Origin of the sequence: Paraburkholderia flagellata, from assembly GCF_021390645.1 — a bacterium.
GTDB lineage: Bacteria > Pseudomonadota > Gammaproteobacteria > Burkholderiales > Burkholderiaceae > Paraburkholderia > Paraburkholderia flagellata.
Map to the genome: position 1 here is coordinate 878,639 of NZ_JAJEJT010000001.1, position 20,088 is coordinate 898,726.

The 20,088-nt window shown below is 65.4% G+C and carries 15 protein-coding genes; 6 read left to right on the forward strand and 9 right to left on the reverse strand.

Going from position 1 to position 20,088, the window contains the following annotated elements; translation table 11 throughout:
• Positions 1–42 precede the first annotated feature (42 nt).
• Genes hemC through L0U83_RS03810 form a run of 3 tightly spaced genes read left to right on the forward strand, consistent with a single transcriptional unit; the run spans position 43 to position 4,481 of the window.
• Positions 43–1,089: a hydroxymethylbilane synthase gene (hemC, locus tag L0U83_RS03800; protein ID WP_233880661.1), complete on the forward strand. Its 1,047-nt coding sequence runs from the start codon at positions 43–45 to the stop codon at positions 1,087–1,089.
• The gene (gene hemDX / locus L0U83_RS03805; protein ID WP_233880664.1) at positions 1,086–3,278 is read left to right on the forward strand and encodes a fused uroporphyrinogen-III synthase HemD/membrane protein HemX; all 2,193 of its coding nucleotides are present in this window, start codon (positions 1,086–1,088) and stop codon (positions 3,276–3,278) included. The genes hemC and hemDX overlap by 4 nt, the downstream gene beginning before the upstream one ends.
• A 3-nt stretch (positions 3,279–3,281) precedes the next feature.
• Positions 3,282–4,481 carry a heme biosynthesis protein HemY gene (locus tag L0U83_RS03810; protein WP_233880667.1) on the forward strand — a complete coding sequence of 400 codons (1,200 nt, stop codon included), beginning with the start codon at positions 3,282–3,284 and terminating at the stop codon, positions 4,479–4,481.
• Positions 4,482–4,584: 103 nt separating this feature from the next.
• On the opposite strand, the gene L0U83_RS03815 is transcribed toward L0U83_RS03810, so the two are convergent.
• The 3 genes from L0U83_RS03815 to L0U83_RS03825 form a co-directional block, all read right to left on the reverse strand.
• Positions 4,585–5,904: an MFS transporter gene (locus L0U83_RS03815; RefSeq protein ID WP_233880670.1), complete on the reverse strand. Its 1,320-nt coding sequence runs from the start codon at positions 5,902–5,904 to the stop codon at positions 4,585–4,587.
• A 227-nt stretch (positions 5,905–6,131) separates the two neighbouring features.
• A complete protein-coding gene (locus L0U83_RS03820) occupies positions 6,132–6,890 on the reverse strand; it encodes an SDR family oxidoreductase (RefSeq protein WP_233880672.1) in 759 nt (252 codons plus the stop codon).
• Between the two features lie 42 nt (positions 6,891–6,932).
• A complete protein-coding gene (locus L0U83_RS03825) occupies positions 6,933–8,372 on the reverse strand; it encodes an aldehyde dehydrogenase family protein (RefSeq protein WP_233880674.1) in 1,440 nt (479 codons plus the stop codon).
• A 296-nt stretch (positions 8,373–8,668) separates the two neighbouring features.
• Here L0U83_RS03825 and ppa point away from each other — a divergent pair, with 296 nt between their 5' ends.
• Complete coding sequence (gene ppa, locus L0U83_RS03830; RefSeq protein ID WP_028207725.1) at positions 8,669–9,196, forward strand: inorganic diphosphatase; 528 nt, start codon at positions 8,669–8,671, stop codon at positions 9,194–9,196.
• A 71-nt stretch (positions 9,197–9,267) separates the two neighbouring features.
• On the opposite strand, the gene L0U83_RS03835 is transcribed toward ppa, so the two are convergent.
• The 3 genes from L0U83_RS03835 to L0U83_RS03845 all read right to left on the reverse strand — a co-directional run bounded on the left by L0U83_RS03835 (position 9,268) and on the right by L0U83_RS03845 (position 13,868).
• Positions 9,268–12,117, reverse strand: coding sequence for an EAL domain-containing protein (locus L0U83_RS03835; RefSeq protein ID WP_233880677.1), 2,850 nt, complete (start codon positions 12,115–12,117; stop codon positions 9,268–9,270).
• Positions 12,118–12,285: 168 nt separating this feature from the next.
• Positions 12,286–12,606, reverse strand: a complete 321-nt coding sequence (locus L0U83_RS03840) for a GIY-YIG nuclease family protein (protein ID WP_233883699.1) — start codon at positions 12,604–12,606, stop codon at positions 12,286–12,288.
• A gap of 89 nt (positions 12,607–12,695) precedes the next feature.
• Positions 12,696–13,868, reverse strand: a complete 1,173-nt coding sequence (locus L0U83_RS03845; RefSeq protein ID WP_233880679.1) for a GNAT family N-acetyltransferase — start codon at positions 13,866–13,868, stop codon at positions 12,696–12,698.
• Between the two features lie 209 nt (positions 13,869–14,077).
• On the opposite strand from L0U83_RS03845, the gene L0U83_RS03850 reads away from it, so the two are divergent.
• The gene (locus tag L0U83_RS03850; RefSeq protein ID WP_233883701.1) at positions 14,078–16,180 is read left to right on the forward strand and encodes an NAD(+) synthase; all 2,103 of its coding nucleotides are present in this window, start codon (positions 14,078–14,080) and stop codon (positions 16,178–16,180) included.
• A 75-nt stretch (positions 16,181–16,255) separates the two neighbouring features.
• The gene (locus L0U83_RS03855; protein WP_027795598.1) at positions 16,256–16,594 is read left to right on the forward strand and encodes a P-II family nitrogen regulator; all 339 of its coding nucleotides are present in this window, start codon (positions 16,256–16,258) and stop codon (positions 16,592–16,594) included.
• Positions 16,595–16,793: 199 nt separating this feature from the next.
• On the opposite strand, the gene L0U83_RS03860 is transcribed toward L0U83_RS03855, so the two are convergent.
• The 3 genes from L0U83_RS03860 to L0U83_RS03870 form a co-directional block, all read right to left on the reverse strand.
• Positions 16,794–17,978, reverse strand: a complete 1,185-nt coding sequence (locus L0U83_RS03860) for a porin (protein ID WP_233880681.1) — start codon at positions 17,976–17,978, stop codon at positions 16,794–16,796.
• Between the two features lie 578 nt (positions 17,979–18,556).
• A complete protein-coding gene (locus L0U83_RS03865) occupies positions 18,557–19,339 on the reverse strand; it encodes an ABC transporter ATP-binding protein (protein ID WP_233880683.1) in 783 nt (260 codons plus the stop codon).
• A gap of 19 nt (positions 19,340–19,358) precedes the next feature.
• A complete protein-coding gene (locus tag L0U83_RS03870; protein WP_201693653.1) occupies positions 19,359–20,081 on the reverse strand; it encodes an ABC transporter permease in 723 nt (240 codons plus the stop codon).
• Positions 20,082–20,088: the final 7 nt, after the last annotated feature.

Genomic DNA, 20,088 nt, shown 5'->3' on the forward strand with positions numbered 1-20,088 from the left:
TATCCGATCCTGCTTTTCATCCCGTCATTCGATGTACTTGCCATGAACTCCGAGACGTTATCCGCGCCCATGCCCCGCACCCTGGTGATCGCTTCGCGGGAGAGCCGCCTCGCGATGTGGCAGGCAGAGCATGTGCAAGCTGCGCTGCACAAATTATATCCAGCCTGCGACGTGAAGATTGTTGGAATGACGACACGCGGCGATCAAATTCTCGACCGCACGCTCTCGAAGGTGGGCGGCAAGGGCCTTTTCGTGAAGGAACTGGAGCAGGCACTGGCCGAGGGCCGTGCCGATCTCGCCGTGCACTCGCTCAAGGACGTGCCGATGGAGTTGCCCGAAGGCTTCACGCTCGCGGCCATCATGGAGCGCGAAGACCCGCGCGACGCGTTCGTCTCCAACGACTACGATTCGCTTGCCGCACTGCCGGCAGGCAGCGTGGTTGGGACGTCCAGTCTGCGCCGCGAGTCGATGATCCGCGCGCGCTATCCGCATCTCGATGTGAAGCCGTTGCGCGGCAATCTCGACACACGCCTCGCCAAACTCGACCGCGGCGATTACGCGGCCATCATTCTCGCGGCTGCGGGCTTGAAGCGTCTTGGCCTCGGCGCGCGCATCCGCGCGCTCATCGAGCCCGAGGACAGCTTGCCGGCGGCGGGCCAGGGCGCGCTTGGCATCGAGATTTGCGCTGACCGCGCCGATCTCGCCGCATGGCTCGCGCCGCTGCACGACGACGCCACCGCCAAGGCCGTCGAGGCCGAGCGCATGGTTTCGCGCGCGCTGGGCGGCAGTTGCACGGTGCCGCTCGCGGCCTACGCGCAATGGCACGACGGCAAGCTCGCGCTGCGCGGCACGATCGCCACGCCCGACGCGAGCCGCGTGCTCGCGGCGCAGGAGGCCACTGCGGCGTCCACGGTCGACGATGCCGTAGCGCTCGGCCGCCGCGTTGCCGACGACCTCATTGCGCAAGGTGCGCTCGAGATCGTCCGGGCGCTTGCCGATGCGGCCCAGGCGGTCGATGGCCCGAATACGGCACCCGGCACCGCCACGAACAACCCAACCGGGGCGGGCGAAGGCCCGGCCTCCCGATGACGGCCGGCCCCTGGCAACCGCGCGGCAACGCCGGCCAGCCCGACGAGTGGGGCGGCCCAGGCGACGCCTCCACAGGCGCGAAGCGTGCGCCATCCGCAAGCGGCGATAGCGGCAACGACGGCAACAGTGGTGACAGGGCGTTCACCGTCGTCATTACCCGGCCGGCCGGTCAGTCGGATGGTCTCGCCGGGCGACTCGCGCAGCATGGCATGCGTACGCTCGACTTCCCGCTCATCGCCATTGCGCCCGTGATCGACGAAGCGCCGTTGCGCGCCGCGCTCGGCGCGCTCGAGCGCTATGCGTTCGTCGTGTTCGTTTCGCCGAATGCCGTCGATCGCGCGTTTGCATGCTATGCCTCCGTGTCCTCGATCTGGCCGCCCGCGCTGCCCGTGGCCGTGGTAGGCCCGGCGAGCGTGGCCGCGCTCGCGCGTCACGGCGTCGCCGCGCCCGAGCATCGCGTGGTGAGCCCTGCGGGCGCGGAGGAAGAAGAGCCTGCGCGTTTCGATTCGGAGTCGCTTTACGCGGCGCTCGAAAAGTCCTTTGGCGCGAACGCCTTTGCGGGCAAGCGCGTGCTGATCGTGCGCGGCGACGGCGGCCGAGAGTGGCTCGCCGAGCGCCTGCGCGAAGCGGGCGCCGAGGTGGAGACAGTGGCCGCTTACCGTCGCGTTGTTCCGGAGCCGCCCATCGCCGCGTGGACACAGGTCCACGCGCTGCTCGAAGGCGCGCCGCACGCCTGGCTCGTCACGAGCTCCGAAGGCGTGCGCAACCTCGACGAGCTTGCGCGCGAGCACCTCACGGCGGGCGAGATCGTCGAACTGCGCCACGCGCCGCTCGTCGCTCCCCATCCGCGGATCGCCGAGACGGCGCGCTCAATGGGTTTTGATAGGATTACGGTGTCCGGCGCGGGCGACGAACGCATCGTCGAGACGCTGCTTGGCCTCGCTTCTTCCGTTGTTCAACCGGTTCAGAACACTCCGGCCCAAGCGCCGGCCAACCCACGCATGACAGATTCGAACAACTCAAGCAGCACAGCAAACCAGGGCGCTGTCGCCACGGGCGCGGCGGTTTCCTCCAGCAGCGCGTCGGCTACGGGCAGCGCGTCGGCGCGGCCGACGTATGCGTCGTCGGGCGCGGGTTCTTCCGCGCCGCTGAGCCAGCCGCCGGGCGCGGCACGCCGCGGCGCGGGCTCGGCGCTGCTGTGGCTCGTCGTGGTGCTGATCGCGGCGGGCGCGGGAGCGGGTGGCTATGCGCTGAACCGCAAGCTCGACCGGCTCGACACGCAACTCGCGCAGCGCCAGCAGGCAGGCGAACAGCAAATCGCCGCGCTGCGCGCGCGTACCGACGAGGCCGTCTCGGGCGCACAGCAGCTCGACAAGCAGATCACCCAGCTCGAAGGCAAGATCGCCGACGCGCAGAATTCGCAGCAGGCGCTCGCGCAGCAATACGCCGATCTTTCGAAGAGCCGCGACGACTGGACGCTCGCCGAAGTCGGCCAGATGCTTTCGAGCGCGAGCGAACAGCTCCAGCTAACGGGCAACACGCAGCTCGCGCTCTTCGCGCTGCAAAGCGCCGACACGCGCCTCGCCGCCTCGGACAACGCGCAGGCCATCGCCGTGCGCAAGGCCATCGCACAGGACATCGACAAGCTCAAGGCCGCGCCGTCCACGGACTTGACGGGCCTCGCCATCAAGCTCGACACCGCGCTCGGCCAGATCGACTCGCTGCCGCTCTCGGGTGAAGCGATCGTCGCGCATACGAAGCCCGAGGCTGCTCAGCCCGCCGATATCGCGCAGGTCGCCGCCGCGACCAACCAGGCGAAATGGAAAGTGTGGATCGACACGTTCGTCGACGGCGTGGGCAAGCAGATTGCGAGCCTCGTGCAGGTGCGCCGCATCGACAACGCGGACGCCATGCTCGTTTCGCCCGATCAAGGCTATTTCGTGCGTCAGAACCTGAAGCTGCGCTTGCTCTCGGCGCGCCTCTCGCTGCTCTCACGCAACCAGGACACGCTCAAGTCCGACCTCGCGGCCGCCGACGCCACGCTTGCGCGCTACTTCGACGGCGCCTCGAAAGACACGCAAACCGTGCGAGAACTGCTCAAGGAAGTGAACGATGGCTCGGCCGCCGTCGCGCTGCCCACGCTCGACACGAGCCTGAAGGCGATCCAGCAATACCGGAGCCGGGGGTAAGACATGGCGATCCGTGGACTCCTCTGGCTCGCGCTTCTCTTCGCGATTGCCGTCGCGCTCGCGACCGTCGGGCGTTTCGACACCGGGCAGGTGCTGCTCGTCTATCCGCCGTATCGCGTGGACGTCTCGCTCAACCTGTTCGTGGTCGGCATCGTGGTGGCCTTCCTGCTGCTGTACGCGATCCTGCGCTTCGCGCGCAACATCGTGACAATGCCGCGCCGCGTCACCGCCTACCGCGCGCGCATGCGCGCCGAGAAGGCGAACTCGGCGCTGCGCGACGCCGTGGGCAATCTCTACGCGGGCCGCTTCTCGCGCGCCGAGAAGGCCGCGCGCGATTCGCTCGCCGACGTCAAGAACACGAGCGCCGCGGGCCTGATCGCCGCGACGGCCGCGCATCGTCTGCATGAATACGCGCGCCGCGACGAATGGCTCACCCAGGTCGACGACCCCGATCTCCAGGAAGCGCGCCTCATGGCGACCGCCGACATGCGGGCCGACGGCCGCGACGCCGATGGCGCACTCGCCGCGCTCACCGAAATGCGCACGCAGGGCGGCCGCCGCATCCACGCGCAGCAGATCGCGCTGCGCGCCCAGCAGCAGCTGAAGAACTGGAGCGAAGTGCTCAAGCTCGTGAAGACGCTGGAAAAGCGCGAGGCGCTGCACCCGGCTGTGGCCGTGCGTCTGCGCCAGCTCGCGGCGGAAAACCTGCTGCGCGACCGCCGTCACAACGCCGACGCGCTGCTCGAACTGTGGCAGTCGCTCTCGAACGTCGAGCGCCACTCGCCGCGTCTGGCCGATTGCGCCGCCGAGCTGCTAATCGCGCTCGATCGCCAGGCCGACGCGCGCAAGATCGTTGAGGAAGCGCTCGCGCAGAACTGGGACGCGCGCCTCTTGCGCCGCTATCCGGATACCGCGGGCAGCGACGCGCTGCCGCTCATCCAGAAGGCCGAGGCGTGGCGCAAGGAGCGCCCCGAGGACGGCGACCTTCTGTTCGCACTGGGCCGTCTGTGCCTGAAGCAGCAGCTGTGGGGCAAAGCGCAGTCGTTCCTCGAAGCGGCGCTCAAGTCCGCCGACGCAACGCACAACGAGCCACTCAAGATCCGCTCGCATCGCGCACTCGCGCGCCTGCACGAGCAGCTCGGCGACGGCGAGAAGGCGGCTTCGCACTATCGTGAAAGTGCACTGTCGATGAACGTGGTTTGATGCCGCCGCCACGCGGCTGAAGAAGCCGCCACTGAAGTCCCAACAAAAAACGGCCGCCTGCAAAACAGGCGGCCGTTTGTTTTTGGAGAAACGCGAAAATGCTTCAGCGGTTCACGAGTTTCGCCGGAGCGGAAAGTGCGAGCAGGCCGCCCAGGATCATGAACGCCGCGAGCATGTACATGCCCGAATCGTTGGCCTTCGTGGCCTCTTTGAGCCAGCCCACCGCATACGGGCTCAGGAAGCCTGCGAGATTGCCGATCGAGTTGATGAGCGCGATGCCGGCAGCCGCGCCCGTGCCCGCGAGCCAGGCCGTGGGCAGGCTCCAGAACAGCGGCAGCGTGGTGAGGATGCCCATGGTCGCGATCGTGAGCGCCGTCATGGCGAGCGTGGTGTCGTGCGCCCACGTGACCGAAAGGACGAGGCCGAGCGCGCCGATGGCGGCCGGCACGGCGATGTGCCAGCGGCGCTCACGCGTGCGGTCGGCGCTCTTGGCCACCAGCACCATGCCGACCACGGCCGCTGCGAACGGAATGGCCGACAGCAGGCCGATCGTGAGCGCGTCCTTCACGCCCGTCGCCTTGATGATGGTGGGCAGCCAGAAGCTCACACCGTAGAGGCCCATCACGAACGAGAAGTAGGTGAGGCTCATGACGAGCACGCGCGCGCTCGTGAACACCGTCATGAGCGGCAGGTCTTCCTTGGTGGCGTCCTCAGCGGCGATGTTGCGTTCGAGCAGCGCGCGCTCGTCTTCGGTGAGCCATTTAGCCTTGCCGATGCGGTCGTCGAGCACGAAGAACACCAGCACCCCGACGATCACCGAGGGCAACCCTTCGAGCAGGAACAGCCACTGCCAGCCCTGCCAGCCGTTCGCGCCGTCGAAGGACTTGAGAATCCAGCCCGACACCGGCCCGCCGATCACGCCCGAAAGCGCAATGGCCGTCATGAACCACGTGGTCATGCGCCCGCGCCGGTGCGCCGGATACCAGTAGGTGAGGTAGAGGATGATGCCGGGGAAGAAGCCCGCCTCGCACAGGCCGAGCAGAAAGCGCATCACGTAGAACATGGTGGGCGTGGTGACGAACATCGTCAGGATCGAGACGAGGCCCCACGTGACCATGATGCGCGCGATCCACACGCGCGCGCCTACGCGATGCAGGATCACATTGCTTGGCACTTCGAACAGAAAGTAACCGACGAAGAAAATGCCCGCACCGAAGCCATACACCGCATCGGAGAGATTGAGCGCCGAACTCATCTGCAGCTTGGCGAAGCCCACGTTCACGCGGTCCAGATACGCGACCACGTAACACAGCATGAGAAGCGGAATGAGCCGCCACGCGACTTTGCGATACGTGGCTTCTTCGAATGCGGAGGGCGGTGCGCCCGCTCCCGCGTGCGGCAGGTGATTCGCTGGACTGGCCATGGTGTCTCCTATGTCGACCGGAGTTAGCGCTTCAGCGTACTCCGGTCCCATCCAGAGCAAGATCTTGCTCGTTGGCGTGTTTGTTGTATTGCCGCCTTGAAATGGCGGGTATTCGACGCGAAAGCACGATCATTCTATACGCGCCGCCGTGGCGCGACGGCGCGTGAAGCTCGGGGAAAACACCGATCAGTCAACGACCTGGCGCAGCGGCACGCAGCGGCGCACAGCTACACGCAGCGCCCGCCATCCACTTCGATGCAGGTGCCGGTGATGAACGCCGCCTCATCCGAGGCGAGATAGAGGCACGCATTGGCCACGTCCTGCGGCGTGGAAAACCGCCCGAGCGGAATGGTCGCGATGAAGCGCTGGCGGTTCTCGGGCGTGTCGGGCACGCCCATGAACTCCGCCGTGAGGCCCGTGTCGCCGATCACGGGATTCACGCAGTTCACGCGGATCTGGTCGGGGCCCAGCTCGGCGGCGAGCGCCTTGCTGGCCACGATCATCGCGCCCTTGCTGCCGTTGTACCAGACGAGCCCCGGCCGCGGCCGGATGCCCGCAGTCGACGCGATGTTGACGAACGCGCCGCCGCCGCGCTCGCGAAAATGCGGCACGAACGCGCGCACGCTCCAGTAAAGGCCCTTCACGTTGACGGCGTAGACGCGGTCGAACTCCGCTTCGCTCACTTCGAGCACGGGCTTGTTGCGATGCGTGGTGCCTGCGTTGTTGACGACGATCTGCACGCTGCCGAAGTCTTCGATGGCCGCCTCGCGCAGCGCGTGCCAGTCGGCTTCGCGCGTGATGTCGCCTTGCACCGCGATGGCCCGTCCGCCCGCGAGCGCGATCTCGCTTGCCACGCGCGCGGCCGCTTCGCCGTTCAGATCGTTGATGACGACGTTTGCGCCTTCGCGCGCATAGGTCTTTGCAATGCCTTCGCCGAAGCCCGAGCCGGCGCCCGTCACGACAGCCGTCTTGCCTTTGAGTCGCATGGTGTCTCCGTTTGTATGGCGCTTGTTTGATTGAGGAAATGTTCAGCCGTGCCGGATCGCGATCGTTTTCAGCACCGTGAAGCCATAGAGCGCCTCGAAGCCTTTTTCGCGCCCATGTCCCGAATGCCGTGTGCCGCCGAACGGCAATTCGACGCCGCCTCCCGCACCGTAGTTGTTGATGAACACCTGGCCCGCGCGCACGCGCCGGGCGAGACGCATCTGGCGCGCGCCGTCGCGCGTCCAGATGCCGGCGACGAGGCCATAGAGCGTGCCATTGGCGAGCGCGAGCGCTTCTTCCTCGCTCTCGAAAGGCATGGCCGCGAGCACCGGCCCGAAGACCTCTTCCTGCGCAAGACGGCTTTGCGGCGGCACGTCGCGCAGCAGTGTCGGGACTTCGTAGAAGCCGCCGCTCGGCGCATCCGCTTCGAGCGTGCCGCTCGCCGCCGTGGCGATGCGGCTTGCGGCCGCTTCGTCGAGAAAGCCGCGCACGCGCTGGCGCTGCTTCTCGTTGATGAGCGGACCGCAGTCGAGATCAGCGCTGGCCGGACCCACACGCAGCTTGCCGAACGACGCAGCGAGCCGGTCGATGAGCGGTTCGTACGCGCTGCGCTCGATCAGCACGCGGCTGCCGGCCGAACAGGTCTGCCCCGCGTTCTGCACGATCGCGGCCACGAGCACGGGCAGCGCGGCGTCGAAGTCGGCATCGGCGAAGACGATTTGCGGCGACTTGCCGCCAAGCTCCAGCGTGACGGGCACGTGGTGTTCGGCGGCCATCTGCGCGACGAGCTTGCCCGTTTGCGGCGAACCGGTGAACGAGATGTGGTCGATGCCGGGATGCGAGGAGAGCGCCGCGCCCGCCTCATGCCCAAGACCGGTGACGATGTTGAGCGCCCCGGCGGGCAGGCCTGCGTCGCGGGCCAGTTCGGCCACGCGCAGCAGCGACACGCAGGCGTCCTCGGCGGGCTTCACCACGCACGCGTTGCCGGTGGCGAGCGCCGCGCCCACGCTGCGGCCGAAGATCTGCATCGGGTAGTTCCAGGGCACGATGTGGCCCGTCACGCCGTGCGGCTCGCGCACCGTGAGCACCGTGTAGCCCGCCTGGTAGGGGAGGGTTTCGCCGTGCAGCTTGTCGGCGGCGCCAGCGTAGAACTCGAAATAGCGCGCGAGCGCGGCGGCGTCGGCGCGCGCCTGCTTGAGCGGCTTGCCGGTGTCGCGCGCTTCGAGCTGCGCGAGCTCCTCCTTGTGCTGGCCGATGAGGCTAGAGAGCGCGAACAGCAGGCGCCCGCGCTCAGTGGCGCTCAAGGCGCCCCAGGCGCCCTCAAAGGCTTTACGCGCGGCGGTGACGGCGTCGTTGATGTCGGATGCATTGCCGCGCGCGAGCTGCGCGAAGGGCTGGCCGCTGGAGGGATCGATCGCGGCGAATGTCTCGCCGCTGGCGGGCGATTGCCACTCGCCGCCGATGAAGTGCTTCGCTTCTTCCATGCATGCGCCTCGTAAATGGGGGTGAAACGAGGAAGGGAAACGCAAAACGGGAAACGCCGGGCAAGCGTGCCTCGGATTGCCCGATGGAGGGCCGCGCCGGCAGATTCATTATCGCGCCATCGCAGGCGCTTCGCGCGGGAATTCAGCAGGCACTTCATCTGCGTGCGGGAAAGCCCTGGGCCGAAGCGCCGGCCGCCCTGGCCGATTGGCTATAATGGCGTCCATCCTCCAACGTCTGGTTTCGCGCGGGTTTGCGCGCGAGCCGTCGCTTTTTCCCTTCTCAACAGAGAGCGCTCATGAGCTTTGCAAATGTCCCCGCCGGCAAGGATCTGCCGCAAGACTTCAACGTGATCATCGAGATTCCCGCGCAAAGCGATCCGGTGAAATACGAAGCCGACAAGGACCTGGGCCTGCTCGTCGTCGACCGTTTCGTCGGCACGGGCATGCGCTATCCCGTCAACTACGGCTTCATTCCGCAGACGCTCTCGGGCGACGGCGACCCGGTCGACGTGCTCGTGATCACGCCGTTCCCGCTGCTGGCCGGCTCGGTCGTACGTTCGCGCGCACTCGGCATGCTGCAGATGACCGACGAGTCGGGCGTCGACGCTAAGCTGATCGCGGTTCCGCACGACAAGGTCTGCCCGATGACGGCCAACCTCAAGTCGCTGGACGACGTGCCCGAGTACCTGAAGGACCAGATCAAGCACTTCTTCGAGAACTACAAGGCGCTCGAAAAGGGCAAGTGGGTCAAGGTCGAAGGCTGGGTCGGCATCGAAGCCGCCCACAAGGAAATCACCGAAGGCGTCGCGAACTTCAAGAAGTAAATCGCACGCTTGACGCTTGATTGAAAACCGCACGCGCCGGCAGGCCGTGCGGTTTTTTCATGGGCGCTCGATCAACCCACTTCAGCGACGTCGCGCAACTCCGGCCCGCGCAGAATGTCGAGCCGCGCGGGTCTGCCCACGCCGTAGCCCTGCGCGTAGTCCACGCCCATCGCGATCATCCAGTCCACGATGGCGGCGTCCTCCACGCACTCGGCGATCGTCAGCTTGCCGGCCGCGTGGGCGACCTGGTTGATCGAACGCACGATGGCCTGGTCCAGCGGGCTGTCGATGATGCCGCGGATGAAGCTGCCGTCGATCTTCAGATAGTCGACGTGCAGATGCTTGAGGTAGTTGAACGACGACATGCCCGCGCCGAAGTCGTCGAGCGCGAAGCGGCAGCCCTGCGCGCGCAGGCGCTCGATGAGCTTGATTGCGTCGTCCAGGTTCGTGATCGCGGCGGTCTCGGTGATCTCGAAGCACACGCGCCCGAACGGGATGGACCAGATGTGCCGCTGCTCCTCGATATAGTCGGCGAGGTGCTCGTCGCCGAGCGAGGCGCCCGAGAGGTTGATCGACCAGGTGCCGTAATCGTGCGTGCCTTCGGCAATCATCGCGAACGCGCTCGCGATCACCCAGCGGTCGATGGCCGGCATGAGATCGAAGCGTTCCGCCGCGCCGATGAAGGTGGAAGGCTCCACGAGCGCGCCGGAGGCGGTCTGCATGCGCAGCAGCAGTTCGACGTGCGTGTCGTTGGCTGACGGTGCCTGCGCAAGCGGGAGAATCTTCTGGCCGAACAGGCAGAACTGGCCGTTTTCGAGCGCGGCCTTGATATCGGAGACCCACGCCATCTGCGCGTGCGTTTGCGAGAGTTCCTCGTCGTCAAAGCGAAAACGGTGCACACGGTTGCGGCCTTTCTTCTTCGCCATGTAGCACGCCACGTCCGCGGCCTTCATCACCTCCTTCACGGAAACGAGGCCCGCCGCGTCGCCGACCAGTCCGATGCTCACACTCGTCTGCACGATGCGGCCGGCGCCCGTGAAGCGGATCGCGGCAATGCCCGCGCGCAGGTTCTCCGCGAGCAGCGACGCCTGCGCCGCCGTGCAGTGCGGCAGCACGACGCCGAATTCGTCGCCGCCCAGGCGCGCAATGATGTCCTCGCCGCGCAACTCTCGTTTGAGCACGCGACAGACCTGGCGGATCAGTTCGTCGCCGGTTGAATGTCCGCACGTGTCGTTGACGACCTTGAACTGGTCGAGATCGAGAAACATGACCGCGTGGCCATGTCCAGTCTGCGCACTGCCGCCGTCGTCGAGCAGCGCGGCGAGACGCCGTTCGAACTCGCGGCGGTTGTAGATGTCAGTGAGCTCGTCGTGGGTCGCCTGCCAGGCGAGGCGGGCGGCGTGTTCGCGCAGCGCGCTCACGTCGTAGAGCACGATGACGGTGCCGATCACACGGCGCTGCACGTCGCGCAGCTTCGACACCGAGTAATCGACCGCGAGGCGTGAGCCGTTCGCACGCACCACGTGGAGATTCGCGCCGCCTGTGTCGTCTGTCGCGCCGGTTGCTTGTGAATTGATCAGGACTTCGAAGCGCTGCGCTTCATGCGCGTCGTTGCGCAGGTCGCAGATCGCGTCGAACGGCTGCGCGAGCATATCGGCGGCCGCGCGGCCGAGCATGCGTTCGGCCACGGCGTTGCAGTAGGTCACGCGCGCGTTTTCATCGGTGCGGATCACCGCTTCGCCGATCGAGGCCAGCGTAACCTCCGCCAGTTCGCGTTCGGTATAAGCCTTCGCTTCGGCACTCCTTAGCTCGGAGATGTCGAACAGGCAGCCGACCATGCGCACGGCGCGCCCGCGCGCGTCGCGCACCGCCTGGCCGCGCGCGCGGCACCAGCAGTAGCTGCCCGCGAGCGTGCGCAGACGAAATTCCACGTCGAATGGCGTTGCGCGCGCAAGGTGTTGGCGCAACGCGTGGCGCACGAGCGTGAGGTCCTCGGGATGGACGAGCTGTGTGAGGCCGGTATCGCTTTCGAAGCGCGTGCCCACCTCATAGCCGAGCTGCTCGTAGAGCCAGTTCGAGAAGTAGCATTGGCGGCTGCCGACTTCCCAGTCCCAGAGCCCTGCGTTGATGCCTTCAAAGCCCAGCGTGAGGCGCTCCTCGTTCTTGCGGACCTCCGCTTCGAGGCGGTCGCTGCGCGCGAGCGCACGGCGGATGAATTGTGAGAACACGCCGAGCAGCACGATGGCGGAGGCGGCGAGCGCGAATGTAAGCAGCGAGCGCGTGGCGCGCGCCGCGTCGTCGAGCGAGCGGGAGAAGCCGCTTTCGATGGGCGCGAGCTGGGTGTCGATCTCGCGCAGCTCGCGCACGAGGCCGGCGGACTCCGGCGCGTGCAACCCACCCGCCTGCACGAGCGTGTGCAGGCGTTCGCCCGTATCGGCGAGACGCAGAATATAGTGGTCGCCGATCTCCCAGAACGCCACGGCCGGGCGCATCCACGGCGTGTTCTTGAGCGTGCGGTAGCCCCAGGTCATGCCGTCCATGTCGGCGCTCGCGATGCGGCCCAGCTCGAAGCCGTGGCGGATCGCTGCGGTGTCCGGCTGCGCGCGGTTCATCTCCAGCCTGGCCGCGCGGTCGCCGAGCGGCACGGCGATGCCGGCGAGGAACGTGCGGTAATCCGCTTCGTCGCCGGTGCGCGCATAGCGCTCCAGGGCGTGAACGGCGTCCTTCTGGCCCTTCGACCAGCTGCTTTCCCCCGCCACATAGGCAAGCAGGATCGACATGATCGCAAGGCTGGCCGCAGCGATCACCGCCATGACGGCAGCGAGCAGCCATAGCGGCAACAGGGCGGCAGTCGTGCGCCGCAGTCCGTGCCAACCGGGGGCAAGCTGGCTCGTCTCCGTTCTTTTAATGGGTCTCTGCATGCTTCACCGGTTCCTTCGGCTGGCAAGGTGAAATGAGAGCGCACGCCGGGGGCGAAGACCGGCGTCTTGTGCGCAATAACGGCGGGGGCTGCGGGCGGCTTTAGGCTTTAACCGGCGCGTTCGATGAAAAGAGCAGACGCCCGTGCGGGTGACGTTTGCTCGGCTTGCTCATTCCGGCGCTTCGATTTTCGGGGCCGTATCCAAAGGTGGCGGGGGTGGTGGAGGCAGGACCGATTCGAGCGTGCGCGCGCCGGCAGCGAGCGCGCGCTTCTCACGCGGGGTGAGGCGCTTGACCCAGTATTCGGCGCTCGACGCGCGTGCACGGTCGGCGAACTCGAACTGCGCGAGCACCTGCACCGGCTTGCGCGAGCGCGTGTAGCGCGCGCCCGTGCCGCTCGCGTGCTGGGCGAAGCGGGCGGCGACGTCGATGGCAATGCCCGTATAGACGCTGCCGTCGGCGCATTCGAGCATGTACAGGAACCACGGCATAGTTCTGGAAGCGATGATCGTGATGGGCGAAGACGTTTCAGGGCGCGCTGCGCGCGAGTCTTTCGTACGCATCAGGCGCATGACGCGCATCAGGTACGAAAAGGATTGCGCTCATTGAGCTCGTGCATATAGGCGTGAATATGGTTCGTCTCGCTTTCGAGAAAGCGCGCCACGGCGTCGGAGAACGCAGGGTGGGCGAGCCAGTGCGCCGAGCGCGTGGCCGTGGGCAGGAAACCGCGCGCCATCTTGTGTTCGCCTTGGGCACCGCCTTCGAACACGTCGAGCTTTTCCTCGATGCAGAATTCGAGCGGCTGATAGTACGCGGTCTCGAAGTGCAGGCAGGGCACGTGTTCGAGCGCGCCCCAGTAGCGGCCATAGAGCGTGCCGCCCTGGCCATTCTCGCCGCGCTGCCAGACCACGAGCGAACTCGCGATCGGCTTGCCTTCGCGCTCGGCGATCACGAGCAGCAGATTTTCCGGCATCGTCTCGCCGATCATGCGGAAGAAGTCGAGATTCAGATACGGCGAAGAGAAATGCTCGCGGTACGTCTGCCGGTAACAGCGGCTGAAAAAACGCCATTCAGTATCGCTGATGTCCTCACCGCGCACGCGCCGCATCGTCACGCCCGCCTCGCGCACCCTGCGGCGTTCAGCGCGAATGTTCTTGCGCTTCTTCTGCTCCAGCGTGGAGAGGAAGTCCTCGAAGTCGCGATAGCCGTCGTTGAGCCAGTGAAACTGCACGCCGTCACGCTGCATCATGCCGAGGCCGGTCAGCGCCTCGGCGTCTTCCGTGGTCGGGAAGAGCACGTGCAGCGACGAGACGTCGGCCTGCTCCGCGAAGGCGAGCAGCGTTGCGGCCAGATGGCGGCGCGCGGTTGCGTCGGCGGCGATCAGGCGCGTGCCCTGCACCGGTGTGAACGGCACGGCGCACAAGAGCTTTGGGTAGTACTCGAGGCCGTTGCGCTTGTAGGCGTCGGCCCAGGCCCAGTCGAATACGTACTCTCCGTACGAGTGACCCTTGAGGTACACCGGCGCGGCCGCGGCGAGGCGCCCGGTGCGCGTGTCGGTGAGCGTGACGAACTGCGCGGCCCAGCCTTCGTTCGGCGTGGTGCAGCGCGTGGCGTCGAGCGCCGCGAGGAATTCGTGGCGCAAAAAGGGCGTGGGCTGCGCCTGGCGTGCGAGCAGCGCGTTCCATTCGGCGGCGTCGACCTCGGACAGTGAGCCGAGGATGCCCGTGCGATAATCGAAATGTTCCTGATTCAACTTGCGTGCCCGTTGGCGTGGGAAGCGGCGTGGGATTTCAACAGCGCCTGCCGCGGCAAACGGTCATGGTAAAGCAAACGTCCCGAGCGGGTGAGGACCGCCGCGCCTCTTGCAGCGGCGGCAGCCACGCGGCATCAAGGGGCATCAAGCAGCCCGAACGTCAGAACGCGCGCTTTCGTGCGCAGCGCGCCCGCCTCAAGGTTATCGAAATGAAAGAGCGCTTCTTCAATCTCTATACGCACGGCTTTGCGCGCGTGGCTGTGGGCGTGCCCCGCTGCCGCGTGGCCGATCCCGCATTCAACGCCACCGAGACGCTCGCGCTCGCGCGCGCGGCCGCCGCGAAGGGCGCGGCGCTCGTCGCGTTCCCCGAGCTTGGCCTCTCGGCCTATACCTGCGACGACCTGTTCCATCAGCAAGCGTTGCTCGACGCCTGCGAGCGCGCGCTCGCGCAGATCGTGGAAGCCTCGGCCACGCTGCCGCTCGTGATGATCGTGGGTCTGCCGGTGCGCTTGGGCCACTCGCTTTTCAACTGCGCCGCAGTCGTGGCGGGCGGGCGTGTGGCGGGCGTTGTGCCGAAGAGTTTCCTGCCGAACTACGGCGAGTTCTACGAGCCGCGCCAGTTCAGTCCCGCCGATGTCGCGAGTACCGACACCGTGCGCCTCGCCGGCGCGGACGTGCCGTTCGGGGCGTCGCTGCTGTTCGAGGTGCCGCAGGTCGCGGGTCTGCGCTTTCACGTTGAGATCTGCGAGGACGTCTGGGTGCCGATTCCGCCGTCGTCGTTCGCGGCGCTCGCGGGTGCGTCGGTGCTCGTGAATCTTTCGGCGTCGAATGTCGTGGTGGGCAAGGCGGGCTACCGGCAGCAGCTGGTGTCGCAACAGTCGGCGCGATGTCTCGCTGCGTATCTGTACACCTCGGCGGGCAAGGGCGAGTCGACCACCGACATGGCCTGGGACGGCCACGCGCTCGTGTGCGAAAACGGCGAACTGCTCGCGCAATCGGAGCGTTTCCCGGACGACTCGCACCTCATCTTCGCCGACATCGATCTCGCGCGGTTGCAGCAGGAGCGCATCCGCCAGACCACGTTCGGCGATTCGATTCGCCGCCACGCCGATGAAGTCGCGAAGTTCCGCGTGATTTCATGTGAGCTGGCGGGCGAGGGCGCGTGGGCGCGCGAAACGCTCGCGCTGTCGCGTCGCGTGGAGCGCTTCCCCTACGTGCCGGCCGATCCGAAGCGCCGCGACGAGCGCTGTAACGAGGTCTACAACATCCAGGTGCAGGCGCTCGTGCAGCGGCTCTCGCAGGCGGGCATCAAGAAAGTGGTGATTGGCGTCTCGGGCGGGCTCGACTCCACGCATGCGCTGCTCGTGTGCGCGAAGGCGATGGATCGCCTCGGGCTGCCGCGCGCGAACATCCTCGCGTACACGATGCCCGGGTTCGCCACGAGCGAGCGCACGCTGCGCCAGGCGCGCGAACTGATGGCGCTCGTCGGTTGCACGGCGCGCGAAATCGATATTCGCCAGAGCTGCATGCAGATGCTCGAAGATCTCGGCCATCCGTATTCGGAAGGCAAGGAAACCTACGACATCACCTTCGAAAACGTGCAGGCCGGCGAGCGCACGAATCACCTGTTCCGCCTCGCCAACTTCAATCACGCGATCGTGATCGGCACGGGCGATCTCTCCGAGCTTGCGCTCGGCTGGTGCACGTACGGCGTCGGCGATCACATGTCGCACTACAACGTCAACGCGAGCGTGCCGAAGACGCTCATCACGCATCTCGTGCGCTGGGTGGCCGAAACGGGCCAGATTGGCCAGAACGGGGAGAGCGGCCGCGACGTGCTCGAGGCGATTCTCGCCACCGACATCAGCCCGGAGCTGATTCCGGGCAAGTCCGATGGCGCGCCCGAGCAGAAAACCGAGAGCACGATCGGCCCATACGAGCTTCAGGACTTCAATCTCTATTACACGCTGCGCTTCGGCTTCGCGCCTTCAAAGGTGGCGTTCCTCGCGCGCCACGCGTGGGGCGACCGGGAAGCCGGCGCGTGGCCCGAGAACGCGACGGTCGTGCGCAATCAATACGATCTCGCGGCGATCAAGCGCAATCTGCGCATTTTCCTCGACCGCTTCTTCCGCCAGAGCCAGTTCAAGCGCACCTGCATTCCGAATGCGCCGAAAGTCGGCTCGGGCGGCTCGCTGTCTCCGCGCGGCGACTGGCGTGCGCCGAGCGATTCGGAGTCGGTGGTGTGGCTCGCCGATCTGGAGCAGGTACCCGACGAAGCGAGCGCGGCGCCTGCGGGCAAGCCCTCGGCGTGAGCCCCGGCCGCACAGCGTAGAATCCCGATATGTTCTGAAATTTCCGACAAATTCGATAACGAGACGAGGTTCGCCATGAAACGCATTACTGCCGTGATCAAACCGTTCAAGCTCGACGAAGTGCGCGAGGCGCTCGCCGAGGTGGGCCTCACGGGCCTGACCGTCACCGAGGTCAAGGGCTTCGGCCGCCAGAAGGGCCATACGGAGCTTTACCGCGGCGCCGAATACGTGGTCGACTTTCTGCCGAAGGTGAAGATCGAGGTGGTGGTCGCGAACGATCAGGCCGACCAGGTGATCGACGCGATCATCGGCGCGGCGCGCACGGGCAAGATCGGCGACGGCAAGATCTTCGTGACCGACGTGGAGCGCGTGATCCGCATCCGCACGGGCGAGGAGAACGAAGCGGCGGTTTGAGGCCGCTTGCTTTCGACTGCCGGTCCCCGAAGGACACGAAGCACCTGATGCACCAATAGAAAAGGGGACGGCGCCACTTTCGTGGCCCGTCCCCAGCATAAAAAACGGTGCGATACCCTTTCGGACATCGCACCGATACGCGCCTCTCGCAGCAGCGTGAAAACGTCGATGTAGCTGTTCTGTCTACACTCGCTTCAAATTAGAACGAGTGCTGGATACCTGCGTACACGCCAACCTGGCTGTGACCCGGAACCGGGTTGCCGGTGGCAGCCGCCGTACCGAAGTTGTTGGCGTTCAGGCCGAAGTTGGCCGCCTTGCTGTTCTGCACCGTGCCTGCCTGGATGTCGAGCAGCGTGCGCTTGGACAGGTTGTACGAACCACCAACCGTGTACAGCGTGGCGTTGCCGCCGCCGTTGTTCGCATTGACGTGGTAGACCGCCGCGATCAGCGCTGCAGCCGGCGTCATTTGCCACGTCACACCGCCCCATTCGTGGTCAAGCGTGGTCGGCTGACCGATGACACCCGGGTTCATGCCCGAAGAACGGATGGCTTCATAGCCGCCTTGAATCTTGAACGCGCCGAGGAACACGTTGAACATGGCCATGTAGTCACGCGAATACGCGAACACGCCATTGCCGGTGGCCTGGGTGCCGACCGGAGTCGTGTTGCCGCCGTTGAGCGCGTTGTAGATGCCGCCCAGCTGACCGTTGTTCGGATTGCGGATTTCGTCATACAGACCGCGGATCTGGAACAGCGAGCTCGTGTAGGTGAGCTGCAGGCCAGCTTCGCGACCCTGGTTCGTCGTACCGTTGCCGTTCCAGTTCGTCGCGTTCGAGAACGCGTACTGGCCGTACACGTCGAAGCCCATCCAGTTCGGCGACTGGTACGAAATGTTGTTGCTCGATTGCGGCCAGTTGCGGCCACGGACCATCGAAGCCGACGACCAGTTCGACTGACCGAACGGGTCGAAGTCCCAAATGCCGTTGGAGATGAACAGCATGCGGCCAGCGAGCAGCGTACCGAACTGGTCATTCGCTACACCGATGGTTGCCCAGCGATTCCAGAGCGAGCCGGCCGAGCCGAGCGAGCCGTTAGCCGTGCTGAAGCTGCCTTCCAGGTGGAACAGAACCTTGTTGCCGCCACCGATGTCTTCAACGCCCTTCATGCCCCAGAGGCTGGTGCCCCAGTAGCCGCTTTCGAGCTGAACCTGGCTCGAGCCATGCGTAGCCGAGCCGATGTGGCCCGGGGTGGTGCTAACACCAGCACCGATGCCGTTCATATACGCAATACCCATGTCGAGGCGGCCATACAACGTGACGCTGCTTTGTGCATGCGCGACCACGCCAGCCGACATCAATGCTGCGGCGAGCAAAGCTTTCTTCATCTTCTCCTCCATACCCTGTCAAAGAGTCAACCTTAGTACTGCGAAAGACGTCCGTGCGCTTGGCGGCGCTGCGAACAGAAATCGTCGCGTAAGGGAGAATTACCCCGAGGATCGGCGTACGGGCTGTTGCCACTGCACGACCCGCGCTGGGTCGTCTTGCAGATCCCCTGGTTGACTGGCATCTCCCGTTCTTTTTGAAGTGAAACTACTTTTAATGAACTTTGTTTTGCTACTTTGGTTACTAATTTAGCAAAAAAGGTCCGTGCTGGCGAACAAATTCGTGCTCGCACCCCGGGGTGTCGTCAAATTGCAATATGGCCTTCCTGGATGGTGATCAGAGAGGTACTACAAATAGATCGAAAGCCTTACGGGGCAAGGGACTCACGTCTATCAAATGGCTAAGTTCAGGATTGCCACTATTGACGAGAGATTTCACAAGGAGTAATGCGAAAAACGCCGTTTTTGAGCGGAAACCGACGGCTTTTCGAGGGCAAAAGACGAAAAAAGAAAAGGCGCCGTAAGCGCCTTGTAATACTACTTTTACTACATCGCCGAAAGGGGCGAACCAGTGGGTCGTCTTACTTGAGGCTGCCCGAAAGGAACTGGCGCAGGCGCTCGCTCTTCGGATTGGCGAATACCTCGGCCGGCTGGCCTTCCTCTTCCACGAGTCCCTTGTGCAGGAACATGACGTGGTTCGAAACGTTGCGCGCGAAACCCATTTCGTGAGTGACCACGATCATCGTGCGGCCTTCCTCGGCGAGCTTCTGCATCACCTTGAGCACTTCGCCCACGAGTTCGGGGTCGAGCGCCGAGGTGGGCTCGTCGAACAGCATGACATCCGGATGCATGGCGAGCGCGCGGGCAATCGCCACGCGTTGCTGCTGACCGCCCGAGAGGTGCGAGGGATATTGCTTCTCCACGCGCGGCGCGAGACCGACCTTCTCCAGATAGGTGCGCGCGCGATCTTCGGCTTCCTTGCGCGACAGACCCAGCACGTGCACCGGGGCCTCGATCACGTTCTCGAGCACCGACATGTGCGACCACAGGTTGAAGTGCTGGAACACCATTGCGAGCTTGGTGCGCACGCGCTGGAGTTGCTTCGCGTCGGCGGGATGCAGCGCGCCCGTGCGCTTGTCCGCGCGCGTGGTGACTGCTTCGCCATCCACCACGATGCGCCCGGCGTTGGGTTGCTCGAGGAAGTTGATGCAACGCAGCATCGTGCTCTTGCCCGATCCGGACGAGCCGATCACGCTGATCACGTCGCCTGCATTGGCTTTCAGGGACACGCCCTTGAGGACTTCGTTGTCGCCATACTTCTTGTGGATGGAGTCGACGAACAGCTTCTGCTTCTGGGAATTCATCAATTGACCTCTAGCGGGCTCACTTGCCTTGCGGTCGCAGGTATGCGAGCCAGCGGCGCTCGGCTTGGCGGAACAGCCACACGAGCGTGAAAGAAATGATCAGGTACAGCAGGGCGGCGATGCCGAACGCGCCGAACGACTGATAAGTCGCCGAGTTCACGTCGCGCGCGATCTTCAGGATGTCCGGCACGGTGGCCGTGAAGGCCACGGTCGTTGCGTGCAGCATCAAGATGACTTCGTTGCTGTAGTAGGGCAGTGCGCGACGCAGCGCCGAAGGCAGGATCACGCGGCGGTACAGCGTGAATTGCGACATGCCGTAGGCGCGTGCGGCTTCGATTTCACCGTAGGGCGTGGCCTTGATCGCGCCCGCGAAGATTTCGGTGGTGTACGCGCAGGTGTTGAGCGTGAACGCAAGCAGCGTGCAGTTCATGCCGCTTCTGAAGAACGCGCTCGTGAGCTCGTGGTTGCGCACGATCTCGAGGCTGTAGAGGCCCGTATAGCACAGCAGCAACTGCACGTAGAGCGGCGTGCCGCGGAAGATATACGTGTAAAGCCACACGAGCCCGGCGAGCCACTTCTTCTTCGATACGCGCGCGACGGCGAGCGGCACCGAGAGGCAGAAGCCGAGCCCGATCGAGATGACGAGCAGCCACAGCGTGATGGCCACGCCGCTAAAGTGGTAGCCGTCGGAGAAGAGGTAGTTGCGCCAGTACTGCTGGATCAGTTGGACGAAGTCTTGCATGGTCTTG